The organism is Methylosinus sp. Sm6 (genome assembly GCF_019802345.1).
Classification (GTDB): Bacteria; Pseudomonadota; Alphaproteobacteria; order Rhizobiales; family Beijerinckiaceae; genus Methylosinus.
Window position 1 is genome coordinate 14671 of the sequence record NZ_JAINDZ010000020.1, and the last position, 17685, is coordinate 32355.

The 17685-nt window shown below is 65.6% G+C and carries 14 protein-coding genes, 3 tRNA genes and 3 pseudogenes; 10 read left to right on the forward strand and 10 right to left on the reverse strand.

Annotated elements, in window-relative coordinates; all coding sequences use genetic code 11:
- Nucleotides 1-3: 3 nt before the first annotated feature.
- The 4 genes from nirD (at nt 4) to K3F48_RS14155 (ending at nt 6107) form a co-directional block, all read left to right on the forward strand.
- On the forward strand, nt 4-342 hold the full coding sequence (nirD, locus tag K3F48_RS14140; protein ID WP_222576085.1) for a nitrite reductase small subunit NirD: 339 nt from the start codon (nt 4-6) through the stop codon (nt 340-342).
- The gene (locus K3F48_RS14145; protein WP_222576086.1) at nt 339-3011 is read left to right on the forward strand and encodes a nitrate reductase; all 2673 of its coding nucleotides are present in this window, start codon (nt 339-341) and stop codon (nt 3009-3011) included. The genes nirD and K3F48_RS14145 overlap by 4 nt, the downstream gene beginning before the upstream one ends.
- A gap of 132 nt (nt 3012-3143) precedes the next feature.
- Nucleotides 3144-4400: an MFS transporter gene (locus tag K3F48_RS14150; protein WP_222576087.1), complete on the forward strand. Its 1257-nt coding sequence runs from the start codon at nt 3144-3146 to the stop codon at nt 4398-4400.
- 6 nt (nt 4401-4406) lie between these two features.
- On the forward strand, nt 4407-6107 hold the full coding sequence (locus K3F48_RS14155; protein ID WP_222576088.1) for a bifunctional protein-serine/threonine kinase/phosphatase: 1701 nt from the start codon (nt 4407-4409) through the stop codon (nt 6105-6107).
- A gap of 43 nt (nt 6108-6150) precedes the next feature.
- Here the strand turns inward: K3F48_RS14155 and K3F48_RS14160 are convergent, their stop codons facing one another.
- From K3F48_RS14160 to K3F48_RS14170, 3 genes are all read right to left on the reverse strand, one after another.
- Nucleotides 6151-6369: a YdcH family protein gene (locus tag K3F48_RS14160; RefSeq protein ID WP_222576089.1), complete on the reverse strand. Its 219-nt coding sequence runs from the start codon at nt 6367-6369 to the stop codon at nt 6151-6153.
- A gap of 90 nt (nt 6370-6459) precedes the next feature.
- Nucleotides 6460-7890 carry a protein adenylyltransferase SelO gene (locus K3F48_RS14165; RefSeq protein ID WP_222576090.1) on the reverse strand — a complete coding sequence of 477 codons (1431 nt, stop codon included), beginning with the start codon at nt 7888-7890 and terminating at the stop codon, nt 6460-6462.
- A 168-nt stretch (nt 7891-8058) separates the two neighbouring features.
- Nucleotides 8059-8238 (reverse strand): YdcH family protein, encoded by a 180-nt coding sequence (locus K3F48_RS14170; protein WP_222576129.1) that lies wholly within the window; start codon nt 8236-8238, stop codon nt 8059-8061.
- Nucleotides 8239-8552: 314 nt separating this feature from the next.
- On the opposite strand from K3F48_RS14170, the gene K3F48_RS14175 reads away from it, so the two are divergent.
- Nucleotides 8553-8627 (forward strand) — tRNA-Gly (locus K3F48_RS14175).
- Between the two features lie 205 nt (nt 8628-8832).
- Here the strand turns inward: K3F48_RS14175 and K3F48_RS14180 are convergent.
- Nucleotides 8833-8908 (reverse strand) — tRNA-Ala (locus K3F48_RS14180).
- A 116-nt stretch (nt 8909-9024) separates the two neighbouring features.
- Between K3F48_RS14180 and K3F48_RS14185 the strand changes: the two genes are divergently transcribed.
- Both K3F48_RS14185 and K3F48_RS24910 read left to right on the forward strand, forming a co-directional pair.
- Nucleotides 9025-9100: transfer RNA gene (locus K3F48_RS14185), tRNA-Glu, on the forward strand.
- A 78-nt stretch (nt 9101-9178) separates the two neighbouring features.
- Nucleotides 9179-9325, forward strand: coding sequence for a hypothetical protein (locus K3F48_RS24910; protein ID WP_370631423.1), 147 nt, complete (start codon nt 9179-9181; stop codon nt 9323-9325).
- 333 nt (nt 9326-9658) lie between these two features.
- Here K3F48_RS24910 and K3F48_RS24915 read toward each other — a convergent pair.
- Nucleotides 9659-10717, reverse strand: a pseudogene (locus K3F48_RS24915) (recombinase family protein); the annotation flags it as partial.
- A 191-nt stretch (nt 10718-10908) separates the two neighbouring features.
- A complete protein-coding gene (locus K3F48_RS14195) occupies nt 10909-11487 on the reverse strand; it encodes a hypothetical protein (protein ID WP_222576091.1) in 579 nt (192 codons plus the stop codon).
- A 198-nt stretch (nt 11488-11685) separates the two neighbouring features.
- Here K3F48_RS14195 and K3F48_RS14200 point away from each other — a divergent pair, with 198 nt between their 5' ends.
- The gene (locus K3F48_RS14200; protein ID WP_222576092.1) at nt 11686-11919 is read left to right on the forward strand and encodes a transcriptional regulator; all 234 of its coding nucleotides are present in this window, start codon (nt 11686-11688) and stop codon (nt 11917-11919) included.
- Between the two features lie 391 nt (nt 11920-12310).
- Here K3F48_RS14200 and K3F48_RS14205 read toward each other — a convergent pair whose 3' ends face one another.
- The 3 genes from K3F48_RS14205 to K3F48_RS14215 all read right to left on the reverse strand — a co-directional run bounded on the left by K3F48_RS14205 (nt 12311) and on the right by K3F48_RS14215 (nt 14763).
- A complete protein-coding gene (locus K3F48_RS14205; protein ID WP_222576093.1) occupies nt 12311-12670 on the reverse strand; it encodes a type II toxin-antitoxin system PemK/MazF family toxin in 360 nt (119 codons plus the stop codon).
- Nucleotides 12667-12906 carry an antitoxin MazE family protein gene (locus K3F48_RS14210; RefSeq protein WP_222576094.1) on the reverse strand — a complete coding sequence of 80 codons (240 nt, stop codon included), beginning with the start codon at nt 12904-12906 and terminating at the stop codon, nt 12667-12669. Before K3F48_RS14210 ends, K3F48_RS14205 begins: the two co-directional genes overlap by 4 nt.
- Before the next feature lie 114 nt (nt 12907-13020).
- Nucleotides 13021-14763, reverse strand: a complete 1743-nt coding sequence (locus K3F48_RS14215) for a DUF3363 domain-containing protein (RefSeq protein ID WP_255609028.1) — start codon at nt 14761-14763, stop codon at nt 13021-13023.
- On the opposite strand from K3F48_RS14215, the gene K3F48_RS24360 reads away from it, so the two are divergent.
- Nucleotides 14740-15342, forward strand: a complete 603-nt coding sequence (locus K3F48_RS24360; protein ID WP_255609030.1) for a hypothetical protein — start codon at nt 14740-14742, stop codon at nt 15340-15342. The two genes, K3F48_RS14215 and K3F48_RS24360, sit on opposite strands and share 24 nt — an antisense overlap.
- A gap of 244 nt (nt 15343-15586) precedes the next feature.
- Nucleotides 15587-15962: pseudogene (tnpA, locus tag K3F48_RS14220) on the forward strand (IS200/IS605 family transposase).
- Between the two features lie 498 nt (nt 15963-16460).
- On the opposite strand, the pseudogene K3F48_RS24920 reads toward tnpA, so the two are convergent.
- Nucleotides 16461-17536, reverse strand: a pseudogene (locus tag K3F48_RS24920) (IS110 family transposase).
- Nucleotides 17537-17685 lie beyond the last annotated feature (149 nt).

Consider the following 17685-nt stretch of genomic DNA (forward strand, 5'->3'; position numbering starts at 1 on the left):
CCCATGACCGATCATTCGCCCGACTGGTTCGACATCGGCCCGCTCGAGCAAATCCCGCAGCGCGGCGCCCGCATCGTGCGCACGCCGCGGCGCGACATCGCTTTGTTCCGCACGGCGGGCGACGAGGTGTTCGCGCTGGAGAATCGCTGTCCGCATCGCGGCGGACCGCTCAGCGAAGGAATTGTGCATGGGCGCAAGGTCGCCTGTCCGCTGCACAATTGGGTCGTCGATCTCGAGAGCGGCGAAGCGACGGGCGCCGATCGCGGCTGCGCGCGGCGCTTTCCGGTCAAGGTCGTGAAGGGTCGCATTTATCTCGAGATGGGAGTCGCGGTCGTTCCATGAATGCGCAGCCAAAGATCATTCGCACCACCTGCCCTTATTGCGGCACCGGCTGCGGCGTCGCGGCGCTGGTCTCGCCTTCGGGCGCGATCGACATCTCCGGCGACGGCGAGCATCCGGCCAATTTCGGCAGGCTCTGTGTAAAAGGCGCGGCGCTCGCCGACACGCTCACCGAGGAGGGGCGCCTTCTCTATCCCAAAGTGAACGGCGCGCGCGTCGATTGGGATCATGCGCTCGGTCTCGTCGCGCGGCGCTTTCGCGAGACGATCGCCGAGCACGGGCCGCAGTCGGTCGCCTTCTATGTCTCGGGCCAGATGCTGACGGAGGATTATTATGTCGCCAACAAGCTGATGAAAGGCTTCATCGGCTCGGCCAACATCGACACCAATTCGCGGCTCTGCATGGCGTCTTCCGTCGCCGGCCACAAGCGCGCCTTCGGCGCCGATGTGGTTCCGAATGTCTACGAGGATCTCGAGAGCGCCGACCTCGTCCTGCTCGTCGGCTCCAATCTCGCCTGGTGTCATCCGGTGCTCTATCAGCGGCTCGAGGCGGCGAAGGCGCGGCGCCCGGAACTGCGCATCGTCGACATCGATCCGCGCCGCACGGCGACGAGCGAAATCTGCGATGCGCATCTCGCGCTCGCGCCGGGCTCGGATGTGGCGCTGTTCCTCGGCCTGCTGCGCCATCTCGAGCGCGTCGACGCCGGCGATCGCGACTATGTCGAGCGCCACACGAGCGGGCTCGAGGCCGCGCTCGCCGTCGCGGAAGAGTGGAGCGCCGGGAAGGTCGCTCGCGCAACCGGCCTCGCGCGGAGCGAGGTCGAGGAGCTCTACGCGCTGTTCGCCGAGCATGAGCGCGTCGTCACCGTCTATTCGCAGGGCGTCAATCAATCGGTGCATGGGACCGACAAGGTCAACGCCATTCTCAATTGTCATCTCTTCACCGGACGCATCGGCCGAGCCGGCTCGGGGCCGTTCTCCGTCACCGGCCAGCCCAATGCGATGGGTGGGCGCGAGGTCGGAGGGCTCGCCAATCAGCTCGCCTGCCATATGGAGCTCGACGATCCGCATCATCGCGCCATCGTGCAGAGTCATTGGCGCTCGCCGACCATCGCCGACCGCCCGGGCCTGAAGGCGGTCGATCTGTTCGAGGCCGTGCGCGAAGGCCATGTGCGCGCCCTGTGGATCATCGGCGCCAATCCGGCCGTCAGCCTGCCGCAGGCCGATGTCGTCCGCGCCGCGCTCGCGGCCTGTCCTTTCGTCGTCGTCTCCGATGTGATGGAGCACACCGATACGACGGCCGTCGCATCCGTCGTGCTGCCGGCGCGGGCCTGGGGCGAGAAGGAGGGGACCGTCACCAATTCCGAGCGGCGCATCTCGCGGCAGCGCGCCTTGCGCGAGAGCGCAGGCGAATCTCTTCCCGATTGGCGCATCATCTGCCGCGTCGCGACCGCGATGGGGTTCGAAGGCTTCGACTACGCCTCGCCGTCGCAGATCTTCCGCGAATATGCGGCGCTGTCGGGACGCCTCAATGGCGGCGCGCGCGACTTCGACATTTCCGCTTACGAGGAGACGGAGCAGGCCGACTATGATCGGCTCGCGCCCTTCCAATGGCCGAGCCGCAAGGGGGACCGCGAAAGCGGCGAAGCGAAGCGCTTCTTCGCGCAGGGCGGATTCTTCACGCCGGATCGACGCGCGCGCTTCGTCGCGACGCCCTATGTCGCGCCGCCGCCGCGCGAGCCGGATGCGCCTTTCGTGCTCAACACGGGACGCATTCGCGATCAATGGCACACGATGACGCGCACCGGCGTCTCGCCGCGCCTCTCGCGTCATATCGCCGAGCCCTTCGTCGAGATTCACCCTGCGGACGCGCGCGCGCTGCGCATCGCGCCGGCCGGCCTCGCGCGCCTCTCCAACGCGCGCGGATCGGTCGTGCTGCGCGCGCTCGTCACCGAGCGCCAGCGTTCCGGCGCGGCGTTCGCGCCGTTCCATTGGACCGGCCTGCTGGCGAGCGCCGCGCGCGTCGACGCGCTGGTCGGTCCTGCGACCGATCCCGTCTCCGGACAGCCGGGATTGAAAGGCGCGCGCGTTGCGCTCGAGCCTTTTCCGGCGCGCTGGTTCGCCTTTGCGCTGACCCGCGAGAAGCCCGCGCAGATCGGCGCCGATTATTGGGCGTTGGCGCGCACGAGCTTCGGCTGGCGCATCGAGCTCGCGGGGCTGACGACGCCGCAGGACATGCGCGGCTTCGCGCAGGCGCTGCTCGGCTGGCGCGACGGCGACGCCCTCGCCAGCGCCGAGGATCGCGCGCGCGGCGCCTGGCGATTTCTCTGCGAGCGCGAGGGGCGCGCGCAAGGGCTGTTCATCGCTTCGCACGAGCCGGTCGCGGCGTCGCGCAGCTTTCTCGTCGACCATTTCGGCGACGTCGACGCCGCCCCGCTGCTGCTCGCGGGAGGGCCGGCTGCGGCGTCCGATCATGGGCGCACGATCTGCGTCTGCCACGGCGTCGGCGCGCGGGAGATCGAAGCGGCGATCGCGCGAGAGGCTTCGCCCGACGTCGATGCGATCGCCCGCGCGACGCGCGCGGGAACCGGATGCGGCTCCTGCCGTCCAGAACTTCATCGCCTCGTCAAAGCCGCGGCCGAGCGCGCGTGCGAGCGGGCGGACGCCGTCTAGAGCGCTATCCGATCCGAATGGATCGGATAGCGCTCTAGCATCCTTTAGTTTGAGCGAATTCTGATCGATCGAACGTTTCCGTTCGATCGGAAAGCGCTCTAGCCGACATTTTTCCATCGGAAAGGAGCAAACATGAAACTCGACGACTTCAAGAAAGCCGGCCATTGGCCGACTCTGCTCGCGGCCTTCCTCTATTTCGACGTGAGCTTCATGGCCTGGGTCTCGCTCGGACCGCTGATGATCTATATCGGCAAGGACATGGGCCTCTCGGTCGAGGACAAGCTGTCGCTCGTCGCCATTCCCGTGCTCGGCGGCGCTTTCTTCCGCGTGCCGCTCGGCCTCCTCGCCGATTCGATCGGCGCGAAGATCACCGGCGTCATGGCGCAGGCGATCGTGATGTTCGCCGTGTCGCTGGTCTGCGTCTTCGGTCTCACCGGACCGCTCGCCATCGCCCTCTTCGGCATCTCGCTCGGCATCGCCGGCGCCTCCTTCGCCGTCGCGCTGCCGCAGGCCGGCCGCTGGTATCCGCCGCAATATCAGGGCGTGGTGATGGGCGTCGCCGGCGCCGGCAATATGGGCGTCGTGCTCGACACGCTGTTCGCGCCCTCGATCGCGGAGGCTTATGGCTGGCGTGCGGTGTATGGCGTGCTGCTGGCGTTGATGGTGCTCGTGTTCATCGTCTATTGCGCCGCGGCCAAGGAAGCGCCCGTCGCGCGCAAAGCGATCACGCTCGCCGACTATGGCAGGCTGTTCGCCGACGCCGACAGCCGCTGGTTCATGTTCTTCTACTTCATCACCTTCGGCGGCTTCGTCGGACTGGCTTCGGCGCTGCCGCTGTATTTCACCACGCAATATCACGCGACCGGGGTCGCGGCGGGACTCGTCGTGGCGCTCATCGTCGCCTTCGGCTCGGGCTTTCGACCGGTCGGCGGCTATATCGCCGACCGTATCGGCGGGGTGCGCGCCCTGTCGGTGCTGTTCGTCGTCGTCTCCGCCTGCTATTTCGTCATCTCGCTGCTGCCGGAAGGGCCGGCGCCTGCAACGGGAGGTTGGAGCCTCACGCAGCTTCCGCCGATCGCTTTCGTCGCGGTCGCCGTGTTCTCGCTGGGCGTGCTCGCGCTCGGCATGGGCAATGGCGCGGTGTTCCAGCTGCTGCCGCAGCGGTTTCGCGCCGAGATCGGCGCGATGACCGGCCTCGTCGGCGCGGCCGGCGGCCTCGGCGGCTATTTCCTCGCCAAGACGCTCGCGGTCTCGAAAGGCATGACGGGAGGCTTCACGATCGGCTTCGCCTTCTTCAGCCTGCTCGCGCTGCTCGGCCTCGTCGGCCTCGTCTTCGTCAAGACGCGCTGGCGCACGACCTGGGGCGCCGTTTCCGGCGCGCGCATCTGAAAGGGGATGAGCTTGGCCCGCTCCGATCATGATCTGCGTGTCGAAGCGGGCTTTGCGTCCGAGACGGGGAAGCGTCCCGACAATCAGGATTATGTCGCCGTCTGCTTCGGTCCGCGCGGCGGCGCGCTGCAGGGCGTCGTCGGCGCTGTCGCGGATGGCGTCGGCGGCCACAAGGGCGGGCGCGTCGCCGCCGAGATTTGCGTGCGCGCCTTCATCGAAGGCTATTATGCGAGCCCCGAGACGCTCGGAGTCGGCCGCGCGGCGGCGCGCGCGCTCGACGCCGCCAACCGCTGGATCGCCGCGCAAGCGCGCGTCGATCCGGCGCTCGAGGGCATGGCGACGACGTTCAGCGCGCTGATCCTCTCGCGCCGCGCCGCTCACATCCTCCATGTCGGCGACACGCGCGTCTATCGCCTCGGCGCCGGCGGCTTCGAGCTGCTCACGCGCGATCATGTGCTCGGCGGCGGCGATCTGCGTCATGTGCTGCGCCGCGCCGTCGGACTCGAGGATGCGCTGCCTTTCGATCAGGCCTGTTGCGCCGTCGCCCCGCATGATCGCTTCCTGCTGTGCTCGGACGGCGTCCATGGCGCGCTGCGCGACGTCGAGCTGCGCGCCTTCATGGCCGAGCGCCGCTCGCCGCAGGAGACCGCCGAGCGAATCGTCGAAGCGGCGCTCGCCGCCGGCGACGGCGACAACGCCACCGCGCTCGTCATCGACATCGTCGATCTGCCGTCGGCCGACGAGAGCGCGCTCGCCCGCGTCTTCGAGTCTCTGCCGATCCGCGAGCCGCCGAAGATCGGCGAGAGCGTCGACGGATTCACCATCGAGGAGCGCCTGTCCGACGGCCGCTACAGCATTTTGATGCGCGCGCGCGACGAGGCGACGGGGGCGGCGCTGGCGCTGAAGTTTCCGCATCCGCGCATAGCGCAGGACTCGAGCTACAGGCTCGCTTTCGTGCGCGAAGCCTGGGCGTCGGCGCGTGTGCGCAGCCCGTTCGTCGGCGAGATCGTCGAATTGCCGGCGGGACGCCAGAGCCGGCTCTATTCCGTGATGCCCTTTTATGCGGGCGAGACGCTGGAGCAGCGCATGCGACGCGCGAAGGTCGGCCTCGACGAGGGCCTTTCGATCGCGCTTCGACTCGCGCGCGGGCTCGCGGCCCTGCATCGCTGCGGGATCATCCATCGCGACGTGAAGCCGGACAATGTGATCCTGCTCGAGGACGGCGGCTTGCGGCTCGTCGACCTCGGCGTGTGCCGCGCGCCCAATCTCGAGGATTTTTCGCCGCAGGACGCGCCCGGCACGCCGAGCTATATGGCGCCCGAGCTCTTCGCCGGCGCGGCCGGCGACGAGGCGTCCGATCTCTATGCGCTCGGCGTCGCCATCTACCGCATGTTCTGCGGCGCTTATCCTCACGGCGAGATCGAGCCCTTCACCCGGCCGCGCTTCGGCAGGCCGAAGCCGCTGTCGGCGAGGCGCCCCGATCTCCCCGCCTGGCTCGACGCCGCGCTCCGGCGCGCGGTCGCCGTCGATCCGCGCGAGCGGCATGGCGACGTGCTGGAATTCGCCTTCGAGCTCGAGAACGGGGCCGTGCGAACGCCGCCGTCGCCGCGCCTCGCGCCGCTCTATGCGCGCAATCCGCTGTTGTTCTGGCAGGGGCTGAGCCTGGCGCTGGTCGTCTTGCTGGCAATCTCTCTCTATCGTCGCTGACGCGCCGGCGATCGCCGCGACGGTCCCGATCGGCTCGGCGCTGTCAGGCGATGATATCGGGCGTGAGCTGATCCTCGAGAAAGACCAGGCGGTCGCGCAGCAGCAATTTGCGCTTCTTGAGCCTTTGGATCTGCAGCTGATCCGCGGCGCCGACGGCGATCAGCGCGTCGATCGCCGCTTCGAGGTCGTGGTGCTCCAGGCGCAGGCGCTCCAACTCCGTCTGGATCGCCGCGCGTTCGACTTCGCTGAGCCTATCGACCATTCGCCACCACTGACCGGACCCGCTCCCCGGCGGCGGCCGAGTCGCTGCGCCTCGATTATCGCTCGGCGCGGGCCTCCTGTTCAAGCCATATCACGGCGCGCCATAGCCATAGGCCTCTCGCATCGAGGCGATATCGGCGAGCTTGGCGTCGAGCGCGCTCCAATCGTCGGCGGCGGCGACCGGCGTCCAGATCGCCTCCACCTCCTCGATCAGCATGGTGCAAGGCGTCTCGCGCCGGAAATAGGCGTGGTCGAGAGCGGCGGTCGGCGCGGTCTCGTGAGCGGCGAGGGCTTCCCTCAGCGGGCCGAACTCCGGCGCGTCGTAGAGCGCGGCTTGCGGGCTGCGGGCGGCGCGCTCGCGGCTGGCGAGGCCGCCGCGCCAATCGAAGAAGGTCTGCTCGAAATCCGCCTGCGATTTGCCGAGGAATTCGAGAAGGCTCTTGGCCAGCGCCGCCTCCGCCTCGGGTTCGGCCGCCGGCGCGAGGCCGAGGCGATCGAGGAGAGCGAGCTGGAACTCGCGCTGGATGATCGGCTGGTATTCGCCGAGGATCGCCTGTGTCCGCGGGAGGCCGGCGAGCGGCAGCAAGGTCTCGGCGAGCCGCGTCAAATTCCAGCCGAGCGCGCCCGGCTGGCGGCCGAAGGCATAGAGCCCGCTGTCGTCGAAATAAGCGGCGGTGAATTGCGGATCATAGCGCGGCGCGAAGCGCCAGGGACCATAGTCGAAGCTCTCGCCGGTGATGTTGATATTATCGGAATTGAGCACGCCATGGACGAAGCCGGCGGCCATATAGCGCGCGCCGAGCCGCGCCACGCGCGCGGCGACGCGCTCCAGGAAATCCCCGGCGCGGCTCTCCGCCGGCTTGTCGGCGAGCTCCGGGAAATAATGGGCGACGCAATGGTCGACGAGACGCGCGATGGCCGCCTGATCGTCGAGGAAAGCGAGGCGCTGAAACGTGCCGATGCGGATGTGGGAATGGGAGAGCCGCACCAGCACGGCCGAGCGCGTGGGAGAGGGCTCGTCGCCGCGATAGAGCTGCTCGCCGGTCTCGATCAGGCTGAAGGTCTTGGAGGTGTCGACGCCCAGCGCCTCCAGCATCTCCGTCGCCAGGATTTCGCGCAGGCCGCCCTTGAGCGTCAGCTTTCCATCCCCCTGCCGCGACCAGGGCGTGCGTCCGCTGCCCTTGGTGCCGAGATCGAGCAGGCGTCCGTCCTCGGCGTCGCGCAATTGCGCGAACAGAAAGCCGCGCCCGTCGCCGATCTCGGGATTGTACATGTGGAACTGATGGCCGTGATACCGCAGCGCCAGCGGCTCGGGGAAATTCTCCGGCAGCGGTTCGAATTGGCCGAAATGGGCGATCCATTCCGCGTCGGTGAGCGTGTCGAGCCCGACGCGGGCGGCGGCGCGCTGGTTGCGATACCGCAGGATGTGACTGGGAAAGCGCGCCGGCTGGACGAGGTCGAACAAGCCTTCGCCCAGGGTCGAATGCAGAGGCGCGGGGCGATAGCGCGGGGAGAGCGGCATGAGGAGCGCCTCTTTCGCTGGGGAGGGGAGGGGCCTGTGGACGGATCCTCGGCGGGATGGGCCGAGGAAGCAATCGCGGCGCCTCGCGCGATCATTTGGGCCCGGCGACAAAAAAAGGCGGAGATCGCTCTCCGCCTCGGGCGCTTTTTCGGTCGAAGCCGAGCGTCGTCAATGCAATGTCGCGCCGTGCCGCAGCTTGGCGATCGCGTCCTTGAGCTGGAGCTTCTTACGCTTGAGCTCGTGGATCCTGATCTCGTCGCGCCGGCGGTGGTTCAGCTCCTGCTCGATTTCTTTCTTGAGCGCTTCGTGACGGCGTTCCAGTTCGACGAGATGACCCTGTAGCGACATAGTGGCGCCTCCTTTGGTTTCGTCTTCACGACAGAAGGACGAAGGAAGTGTGACACAAAGCCAGCGTCCCGCAAGAGGGAACGAGGTCGCGGTCGTCACGAAAAATCGCCGTGGAAGCGTTCAATTCTAAACGAATTGTCCATTTTTGCGCGCTCACGCCGGGGCCCATGGCGCGGTGGGCGACGGCGGTGTTTCATCCGGCGAACGGCGAAATCGACGCGCCGCGCCCTCGCGCAGCCGAGATCGAATTCGCCGCCTGCCGCCTTGCTCCGGCCGAGGAAAAATCCTATAAAACTGCGCGGTTCGCGCCATGAGCGGGCGTAGTTCAGTGGTAGAACGACAGCTTCCCAAGCTGTATGTCGAGGGTTCGATTCCCTTCGCCCGCTCCAAAATTCATCAAGCGCGACAAGGGCTTGTGGCGTCAGCGTCGAGGACGGCGCGGGCCGGTCGCATCCGTCCTCGGGAGTCGCGCCGACCTTGCTTCCTGTGAGCTGCAGCCGAATCGCGCAAAAAGCCTCTCGGCGCCGAATATGCTGATGAGCAGTGTGCCTGGGAAGCGGCGCCGTCGGCGCTCTCGACCGTCGGCGACTTGCCTGGTGGAGCTGGGGGGATTCGAACCCCCGACCTCTGCAGTGCGATTGCAGCGCTCTCCCATCTGAGCTACAGCCCCGGTCAGCGCGGTGGGTACACGGAGCCCTCGGCGCTGTCAATCTGATCGATGACGTTTTCTTTTTTGGCGCCGACTCTTGCCGGGCCGAAGTTTGCGGTCTATAGACGCGCTCGTCCGCTCCCTTCGTCTAGTGGCCCAGGACGTCGCCCTCTCACGGCGAAAACAGGGGTTCGAGTCCCCTAGGGAGCGCCATTTGCGTATAAAACTGCGAACACCCTTGCCGACTTGTTCTCCGGCGACGACGGCCTGTTCGAGGCTGGATTTCGAGCCGTGAATGCGGATGACGTGGTCGTCGACCTCGACGGCTTCGACGACCGCCCGCAAATAGGCTCGGCGGAACGAAGTTTCGCCGACTGTGATCTTTTCGCGCATGAACGTCCCGAATCGCTCGAGCTGGTCCGGTTCGATTACGATTGACGGCGCGGACTGGGCTTTGATCCGGTGCAGCGCGGCTTTCGCCCGCTCCCGCTCCGATTTGAGCGCGGCGAGGCGATCACGAAGAAGATCGTCCATTTCGGTGACGCCATTCTCGACCATTCTATAGAGGCGCTTCAGCTTGTCCTCGGACTGGGCGATTTCCGCTTGGAGGGCGCCCACTCGGCTGCGGACCTCGTCGTCGCCGGCGGCGCGCTTCTGGGCCAGGGAGGTCAAGATGCCGGCCAGCCGGTTCGGGCCGAACAGCCGGTCGGCGAGATGGGTCGTGACAAGTCCGTCGAGCCGGTCCATCGGGATCGAGCGCCCCTTGCAGCCGGTCTTGCCGACGCGGGCGGCCGTGGAGCAGCTGTAATAGCGATGCACCTTGCCGCTTTTCGAGGTCCCGGTGCGCAGCGTCATCGCGCCGCCGCAAGTGGCGCAGACGGCGAGCCCCGTGAGGAGGATGGGGCCAGTCACGACGCGGGGCGGCAGGACGCGCGGGTCACGGGCTTTCAGGCTCGCCTGGGCCTTGTCGAACACTGCCGTTTCGATGATCGGCGGAACGGCGATCTCTATTACTTCATTTTCGGCCTTGGCTCTCCCGGTTTTGGCCTCGCGCTTGTTGAAGCGCCACCGGCCCGCATAGACCGGATTGGTCAAGACCTTGTGGACCGACGCGACGCCGAAGCGCGCGCCGAGTCGCGTTCTCAGCCCGCGCCCATTGAGCGTCTTCGTCACCTCCTTGACGCCCATCGGCCCCTTGCCGGCCTCGCCTTCGAGATACAAGCGGTAGATCGTCCGCACGGTCTCGGCCTCGACAGGATCGACGACGAGCTTTTTCTTGGTCCTGTGTCCGCGCTTCTCCACTTCGGCGAGCGCATAGCCGAGCGGCAGGCGTGAGCCGTTGTAGAATCCCTGGCGGGCGTTCTCCTTCATCGCGCGCAAGACATGCTTGCCATTCTCACGGCTCTGATATTCGTCGAACAGCGCGATGACCTGGCGCATCATCACTTGCGCCGGGTCGTCGCCGAGCTCCTGGGTGATGGAGACGAGCCGCACATTGTACTTGGCGAGCCTGCGCACATACATTTCCAGGCCGAAGGCGTCGCGGAAGAAGCGAGAGAACGAATGAACCACGATGACGTCGATCGGATGATCGTCGTCGCAAGCGCGCTCGATCATGCGCCGAAATTCGGGACGATGGTCGTCCATGGCGGAAGCGCCGGGTTCGACATATTCGGCGACGATGCGCCAACTATGGCGTGCGCAATAGGCACTCGTCTGCGCCTGCCGGTCGGGGATCGACAGGTCGACCTCCGCTTGCCGCGTTGTGGAAACCCGGAGATACAGCGCGGCGCGGGTGCAATCGGGCATGGGGAAAACTCCCGTCGTCATCAAATTCGTGGCACGAGTCCGATCGATCGGCCGAGTCTATTCCCGAGATTCGCAGGCGTCACCGGAATTTCGGCTGCGCCAGCGACAATCGAATCGCCCAAGGATCGTCCCGTAATGAGAAGCAAGACGAGCCGCGGAGACCGCGGCTCGAAAATTGTGCGATCGGCAATCTCGCCGTCACACGGCCCGCTTCAAAACTTCGGAAACGAATCGAGGCGACTGATACGGACCAAGTCGGTCAGCGCCGAACGGACCTGCGGCCAGGGAAATTCGGGGCAGTTCTCGCACCATTCGCCCTCACGGAGCACAGCGTGGAGCTTGGCCGCGACGCCTTCGACGGTCGACGCCGGCGTGGCCGCCAGCGCATCGGCGAGATCTCTCGCTATATCCGCGGCTCGCTCTTCGTCTTTTTTCGCTTCGGAGTAGCCGACAGCCAAATCGGCGGCGGCCCAGCGCGCCCGATAGATTTCCTCCTCGATGGCGCAGCCCGCCTCGGCGCCTTCGGCATCGTCGACGCCGTCTGACGCGCGGATCAACTGCATCAATCGGGTTTCCAAGCTCTGCTGCTTCTGGCAGAGAACCTCGGTGAGGTACTGGGCGGTCTTCCATCGCGTCCACAGGGATGTTGCCGGGTCGACGATCATCGTATGAGTCGAGTCGGCGCTCGCCATTCCCTTGAATGGCGCCGGCGCGACGGCGCCGACGCTCGCAACCAACAAAGTCCTTCGGGTGAGGGAAGACGCACTCGTGGTAGTCTCGGGGGCAGCCATGATCCGAGCTCCTCATAAGCCGGGTTGTGGTCAGGCCGGGCGAGGTGTCGACACACGTCGTCCGGCCGCACAGGCGCGCGGCGCACACGGCTCGAGGCTGGTTCCAGTTGCTCGGGCGATGTGATAGCCAGAACGCCATGCGAGTGGAATCATATCACGCCCGCCGCGGAGATCAACAATATATCATATGAGCGGTATATGATCACTGGAGCGCAAATACGGGCGGCGCGCGCCCTCGTTCGTTGGACTGCCGAAGACTTGGCGTCTGCCGCAAAAGTCGGCATCGCCACCGTGCGACGAGCCGAGGGCGAAGACGGGCAGCCGTCGACCACCGCGGCAAACCTGAACGCTATTCGCATCGCCTTGGAGAATGCAGGCGTGGAATTCATTCCCGAGAATGGCGGCGGCGCCGGCGTGCGGCTGAAGAAGTAGAGGGATCGCCGTCGACCGGCAGCAAGTGGGCGATCTTCGTTTCCTTGCCCCTTCATCGACGTGGTCCGATTCGTTGGTCGAACAAGTCGCCGAGCCACGCCTCGATTACATCGACCTCGGGGCACGTGACCGGGACATCTTCGGGCCAATCATCGGTGACAGTCCAAGCTTCGAGTTCTCGTTGCGCCTCTCGATCGATGTTCGACCGAGCGTGAATTCGCGCCGACACGACGCTGCGATCGGCGCCGCCGCAACGAGGATCGAGAGGATTTGCACGCGCTCGCGACATCCCGGCAGGATCGCGCGCTCGGTCTCGAGCAAGAATGGCCTAATTTTACGCCGTGATGCGCTTTCCTACGCATCGCCATCGGAGAGACGGATGACGGCCGACTCATGATCGCCGCGCTCGCCGAGGTCTCGGCGACACGGCGAGTCCGAGGAAGACGAGCACCGCTTGGTTGAGACGCAAAATGTCCTCTTCGTCCAAGCGCCCGACCTGTGCGCCGATCTTCGATTTCGGAACGGTGGTGACCTTGTCCGCCATCAAGCGGCAGGGCACGCGCAATCCGTTGCGCTCATTCGGCGCCACGGGCAGACGGAACAGAGGCGCGTCCGTCTCGTCTGTCGTGAAAGCGCAAATAGTGATGGAGTCCGTCGCGTCGAAACTGTCATCCTGTAGGATGACCACAGGGCGCGGCTTGCCTGCGTAGTCCTTGCCGCCGGCAACGGTCCAGATGTCGCCGCGTCTCATTCGTTACCGTTGTCATCGATGTCGATGACCGATGCCGCATCGATGAACGATTGGTCATCGAGAGAATGGGGGCTCATAGCGACGGCGAGCGACTGCCGATGCGCCTCTGCCCGGAAGGAAGCGGCGCGCACGTCCGGCACCCAAATCTGTATAGGGCGCAGCCCTTGGGCGCGCAGGCGCTCGCGATGATCGCGCACCTTGACGCGGGAGGGCTTGGGCTTCGCGACCGAGGCCATGATCAGTCTCCTATTGGTTACATGTAACCTACCACGAGCCGTCGCGTTTCGACAATCCCGACCTTTTGCATCGGCTCGGGTCGCGGCCGGGCCTCCACGGGGCTCGAGTTTTCATCATAGCCCCAGCCCGCGTTTCCGGCCGAGGTCCCACTCGATGCCGCCGCCGTCACGGTAAACGCCGCTGAGATATTGGCCGATGCGCTTTTCGAGAACGGGCTGCCAAGGCACGAGCTGGAAGCCGAGGCCGTCCTCGATCATCGCGAAGCGCCCGCTGGCCAGATTGGCGACGCCAGCCAGCCGCCCCGACACATATTCGCCCGGCCCGCTCGGCGAATACGATAGCCCGCGCTCGACCGCCATCTGACGGCCGACGCGTTCCACCTCCCGCCGCTCCAGCGTCGCGATGGCGCCGCGTGGGATGGAGATGGATTTTCTATTGTCCGTCGCAAGGCCCATTTCCACCAGCCGCTCGGCGCGCCGGTGGAGCGCATTCTTCACGTCCCGACCGAAGCCTGCTTCTACTATCGGACTCTGCTTGTCGGCGACGAGTTCGCGGTCGAGCCACGTCGCTCCGTCGCTCGCGATCTGCCGTTCGAGCTCGAAGGTCGAGAGCGTGCGCACGCGGAGTCCGTCGCCACCCTGGGCCAAATCATAACTTTGGCCGCGCTCGACGATATCCTTCGGGACGCGCCAATGGTCCGCGTCGACGCGTTCGACGTGCCCAGCCCGGCGCAGCGCCTCCAGCCGGCGGACATGGAAGCGAACGAATGCCTCCGGGTCCTTGCCCTGCCGCTCGAAGCTCGCGCGAATGCGTTCGAGATGAGCGCTCGGCCGGTAGACGCCGCCGTCCTCCGCGACGATGGCGATGTTGCGGTCGGCGGGCCTCTGACCGGAAACGGCGGGCGCGGCTTCGACGATCATGCCGCGGCCGACCTCCTCGATGCGGGTCGGATCGGCGAACTCCATGTGATGGACTCGTCCGTCGACGCCGTCGACGACGAGGTAGACGCGCTCACTCATCTCGTCGCCGGCCAGGCCTTTGGCCAGCACCCGGCCGATGATCTGCTCCTTTCCGGTCTCCCCGTGGCAAGCATATTGCCCGACGCCGCGCTCGTCCGCCAGACCGTGACCGGCCAGCGCCCTACGGATGGTCTCGATCGCTTCGTTGCGCGCTCCCAATTCTTTCAGCATCGGCTCGGCACGGTCGGAAATGGTCCATCGTCCCGTCTCGAGTTCGGCAGCGAGCCCGTAGCGCTCCAGACGCCGCGCGCGACCGAGCAGCAGCGCCCGGTTTTCTCGGACAAGATAGGAGGCGCCTTCCCCGAGCCTGAGATCAATGACGCCGTGTTCGCGCTGCTCGGCGAGCAACATCTTGTCGAGCCGCGTCAGCCGCTCCGCCGCAACTTCGTTCGCGAGCTTCGTCTGAAGCTCGATCTCGCTCAGGTGGCCGAGCTCCAGCGTGACGAGTTCGCTCGCCCGGTGACGAACGCTGTGAGCGATATAGTCGCCGGCGATATTGAGGATACGGCCGTCGTCGAGCACACCCCGGACGATGATATGGGTGTGAGGATGGCCGGTGTTGTGATGGTCGACGGCGATCCAGTCGAGACCTGTGTCGAGGTCCTTCTCCACCTGCCGCATGAGGTCGCGGGTGAAGCCGCGTAGATCGGCCATGTCGACGGAATCCTCCAGCGCGACGATGAAGCGGAACTGATGACGATCGTCGCGTCCGCGCTCGACAAAGGCGCGGCCGTCCGCCTCATTCTCGATCGCCGAATAGGCGTGGCCTTTCTCGCCGTCGCGGGTGACGCCATCGCGTTCGAGATAGTGGAGATGGGCATCGACGGCCTTGCTCATCGCGCCGCGCATCTTAGCACTATGAGAGCCGCGTTGTGGATTGAGCTTCACGACGCGCGCCTTGACGACGACGCGACGCGATCGAAACCGTCCGGCGGAGTCGCGTTGCCAACCGCCGCCGTCTCTCGGCAACGACGCCGCCACCTTCGCGCCTCGTCCCCGCGCGTTGAACCGGCCGCTTCTTTCTCCTTTCCGGCCGTCCGCCGACGCCGGACCCAGGCCGATCCGGCCGGGATCGCCGCCGGCCTTTCGGACGGCGATCTCGACCTGCCGGACGAAGGAAAGCGAGCGCGGACTGACGCTCCTTCCGCCGGTTCGGGATCGGCCGGGTCGAGTGTGGAAATCGTCTCTGTCGTCGCTCGCCATTCCGAGATGATCGGCGCCGAAATCGCTCTGCGCAATGGCCTGCGAACTCCGATCGCAGGCGAGCGCAAAAATGCCGGCTGTAGCGTAGAAACGGCGAGGCATGCCACGTCGCACCTCTCGAACGCGTGTCTCTATCATGCTGCAAATATGAACGAATTCGACTCTGGCGAAAACCGCCGCACATCGCGCCGTATCATGCCTGCGCATTTGTAGCCTGCAAAAACCAATGTGCAGACAACAAATTACGAGCGCAGCGAGGCGCGAACGTCAGTTCGCTTTATCTTGCCCTCCTAAACCGTAAGGGAGTTCCCCCGGCTTTGCCGGGGTGGCAGTATGAGTTTGACGTTTTCAGCAGTCCACCGTCGAAATTTCCAGTCGTGAGCCGCCAAGCACACGATGAGGAAATCCGACGTATGAAAGCTTAAGTCACACGCGGTGGGACTGCAAATATCACGTTGTGTTTATTCCCAAATGCGGCAGGAAGGCGCTGTATGGCGAACTGCGGCGTCACCTCGGGGAAGTTCAAGAAACTGGCCGCGCAGAAGGAGAGCCGGATCGAGGAGGGGCATTTGATGCCCGACCACGTGCACATGATGATCGCGATCCCGCCGAAATACGCGGTGTCCCAGGTGGTGGGATACATCAAAGGCAAGAGCGCGATCCATCTGGCGCGGGTTTACGCGGAGCGGAAGCGCAATTTCGTGGGGCAGCATTTTTGGGCGCGCGGATATTTCGTCTCGACCGTAGGTCGGGACGAACAGGTGATCCGGGAATATATCCGCAACCAGGAACTCGAAGATGCGCGTCTGGAACAGTTGAACCTTTGGCGATGACGAGACGCGGCCGCCTATAGGCGGCCAGGACCAATCGGGGCCGCGTCAGCGACCCCGTAGCCGCTATGAGCGGCTCACATCATAAAGCCCCCGGCTTTGCCGGGGGATACTTACTCGCCCTCCTAATCGAGCGTCGTCATGTTCACTTCTTCCCCACGTGTGTCTTCGTCTTTGGATCGTATCCGTTTCCTTTCCTCGATGCGACAGCCTACGTCGGGATGCGCTGCGAAGCGCCTAGCGGCCATATAGTCGTTCGTGCTCGGTCTCGCGTGTCGAGCGGGCGCACATTTTTGCGTCTGGATCTCGGCGCCACAAGCAGTCGGGCGCGCTGTCGGCCTCCGAGGAGGTGTCGCCGCCGGCAAGATATCGCGCTCTCCGCATCCGCTTCGATCCGCCAGGTTCTCTCCCGCCGAATGGCGGAACTCGTGTCGGCGCCGCGCCGTCAATTCGTCGTCGTGTCGTCGTTCCTGAGCGCTTCGATCGACTCCGCTGGCGCGCTCACGACGCGATCGCCAGCGTCCTCTTCGCTCCTCTTTTCGGCGAGCCCGAGAACTCTTCCTGCGCCGAGATGCGGAACGCGCCGTCGTCGATCCACATCCGATGCATGATGACGGCGAGCTTGCGCGCCACCGCGACGACGGCGCGCTTGTGGCCGCGCTTCACCGCGATCTTGACGCCCCACGCCTTCACGGCGCACCATTTCTTCGAGCGCACGAGCATGGCGCTGTGGCCGCTTCGTAGAGCGCCGTGCGCTCTTCGCCGTCGCCGCATTTGGAGATATGGCCGTCGATATCGATCGTATCGCCGCTCTGAATTCGGCGCTACGTCAGTCCGAAATGCGCGCCGACGGTCTTGGATTTGGCGAAGCGGGTCGGATCGTCGACCGCCGCTTTGAACGACGGCACCGTCATCGGATCGACGCCCGGAATCGCCATGAAGCGGCGGCAGAACTCGTCGCAGCCGACCAACTGGACGAGCAGCGTGTGCAGCCGCTTGTATTCGCTCCACAGCGTCGACCAGGCGCGCAGCATGCACTCCGTCACGCCGGCAATGAGCCGGTGATGCGCCACGAGCTCGCGCACGCGTCTCGAACGAGCTACGCTGAACGCGCGGACCCAGCATCAAACCGAACACTTTCAGCGACTGACGAACTTCATTCTCTATGTCGGGAAGCTTGCGTTTCAGCGTGCGCCGATGCGTCAGCAACAATAGCAGCCGATGGCTCTCCACGCTCTTGACATGAACCGGCAGGAACCAGCCAGTGCGCACCAGCTGCGCGAGCCCGTGGGCGTCGCTCCGGTCAGTCTTGTTGCGCTGAATCTTCAAAGCGGCGGCCGCCTGTCGGCGTTCCAGAAGCACCACGGGCAGAGGCCGAGCGCTGCCAATTCGCAGTGCAGCCAGGGCGCCACCGAGCCGACTTCATGGCCGATCCGTTCCAGACGCGGCAGATAGGGTTCGAGCGCCGCGGCGATCACGCCGGGATCGGTCGGAACGGCCGTCTCCAAGACGATCTCACCGTCTTTGCTCGCCACCACGCAGATGGTGGTCTTTGTCGAAGAAGTGTCGACGAACAAGCCGTCGGAGCGTGGCGCGATAGCGGGCAGATCGCACGTGGCGGCAACAGCTGTCGTGTCGGTTGTCGTCCGAATTGGCGCCGGACGATTGGCGACGCGTCGGCTGTCGTTCTGCTCGATGAACTGCGGAGCCTTGTCCAGAACGACAG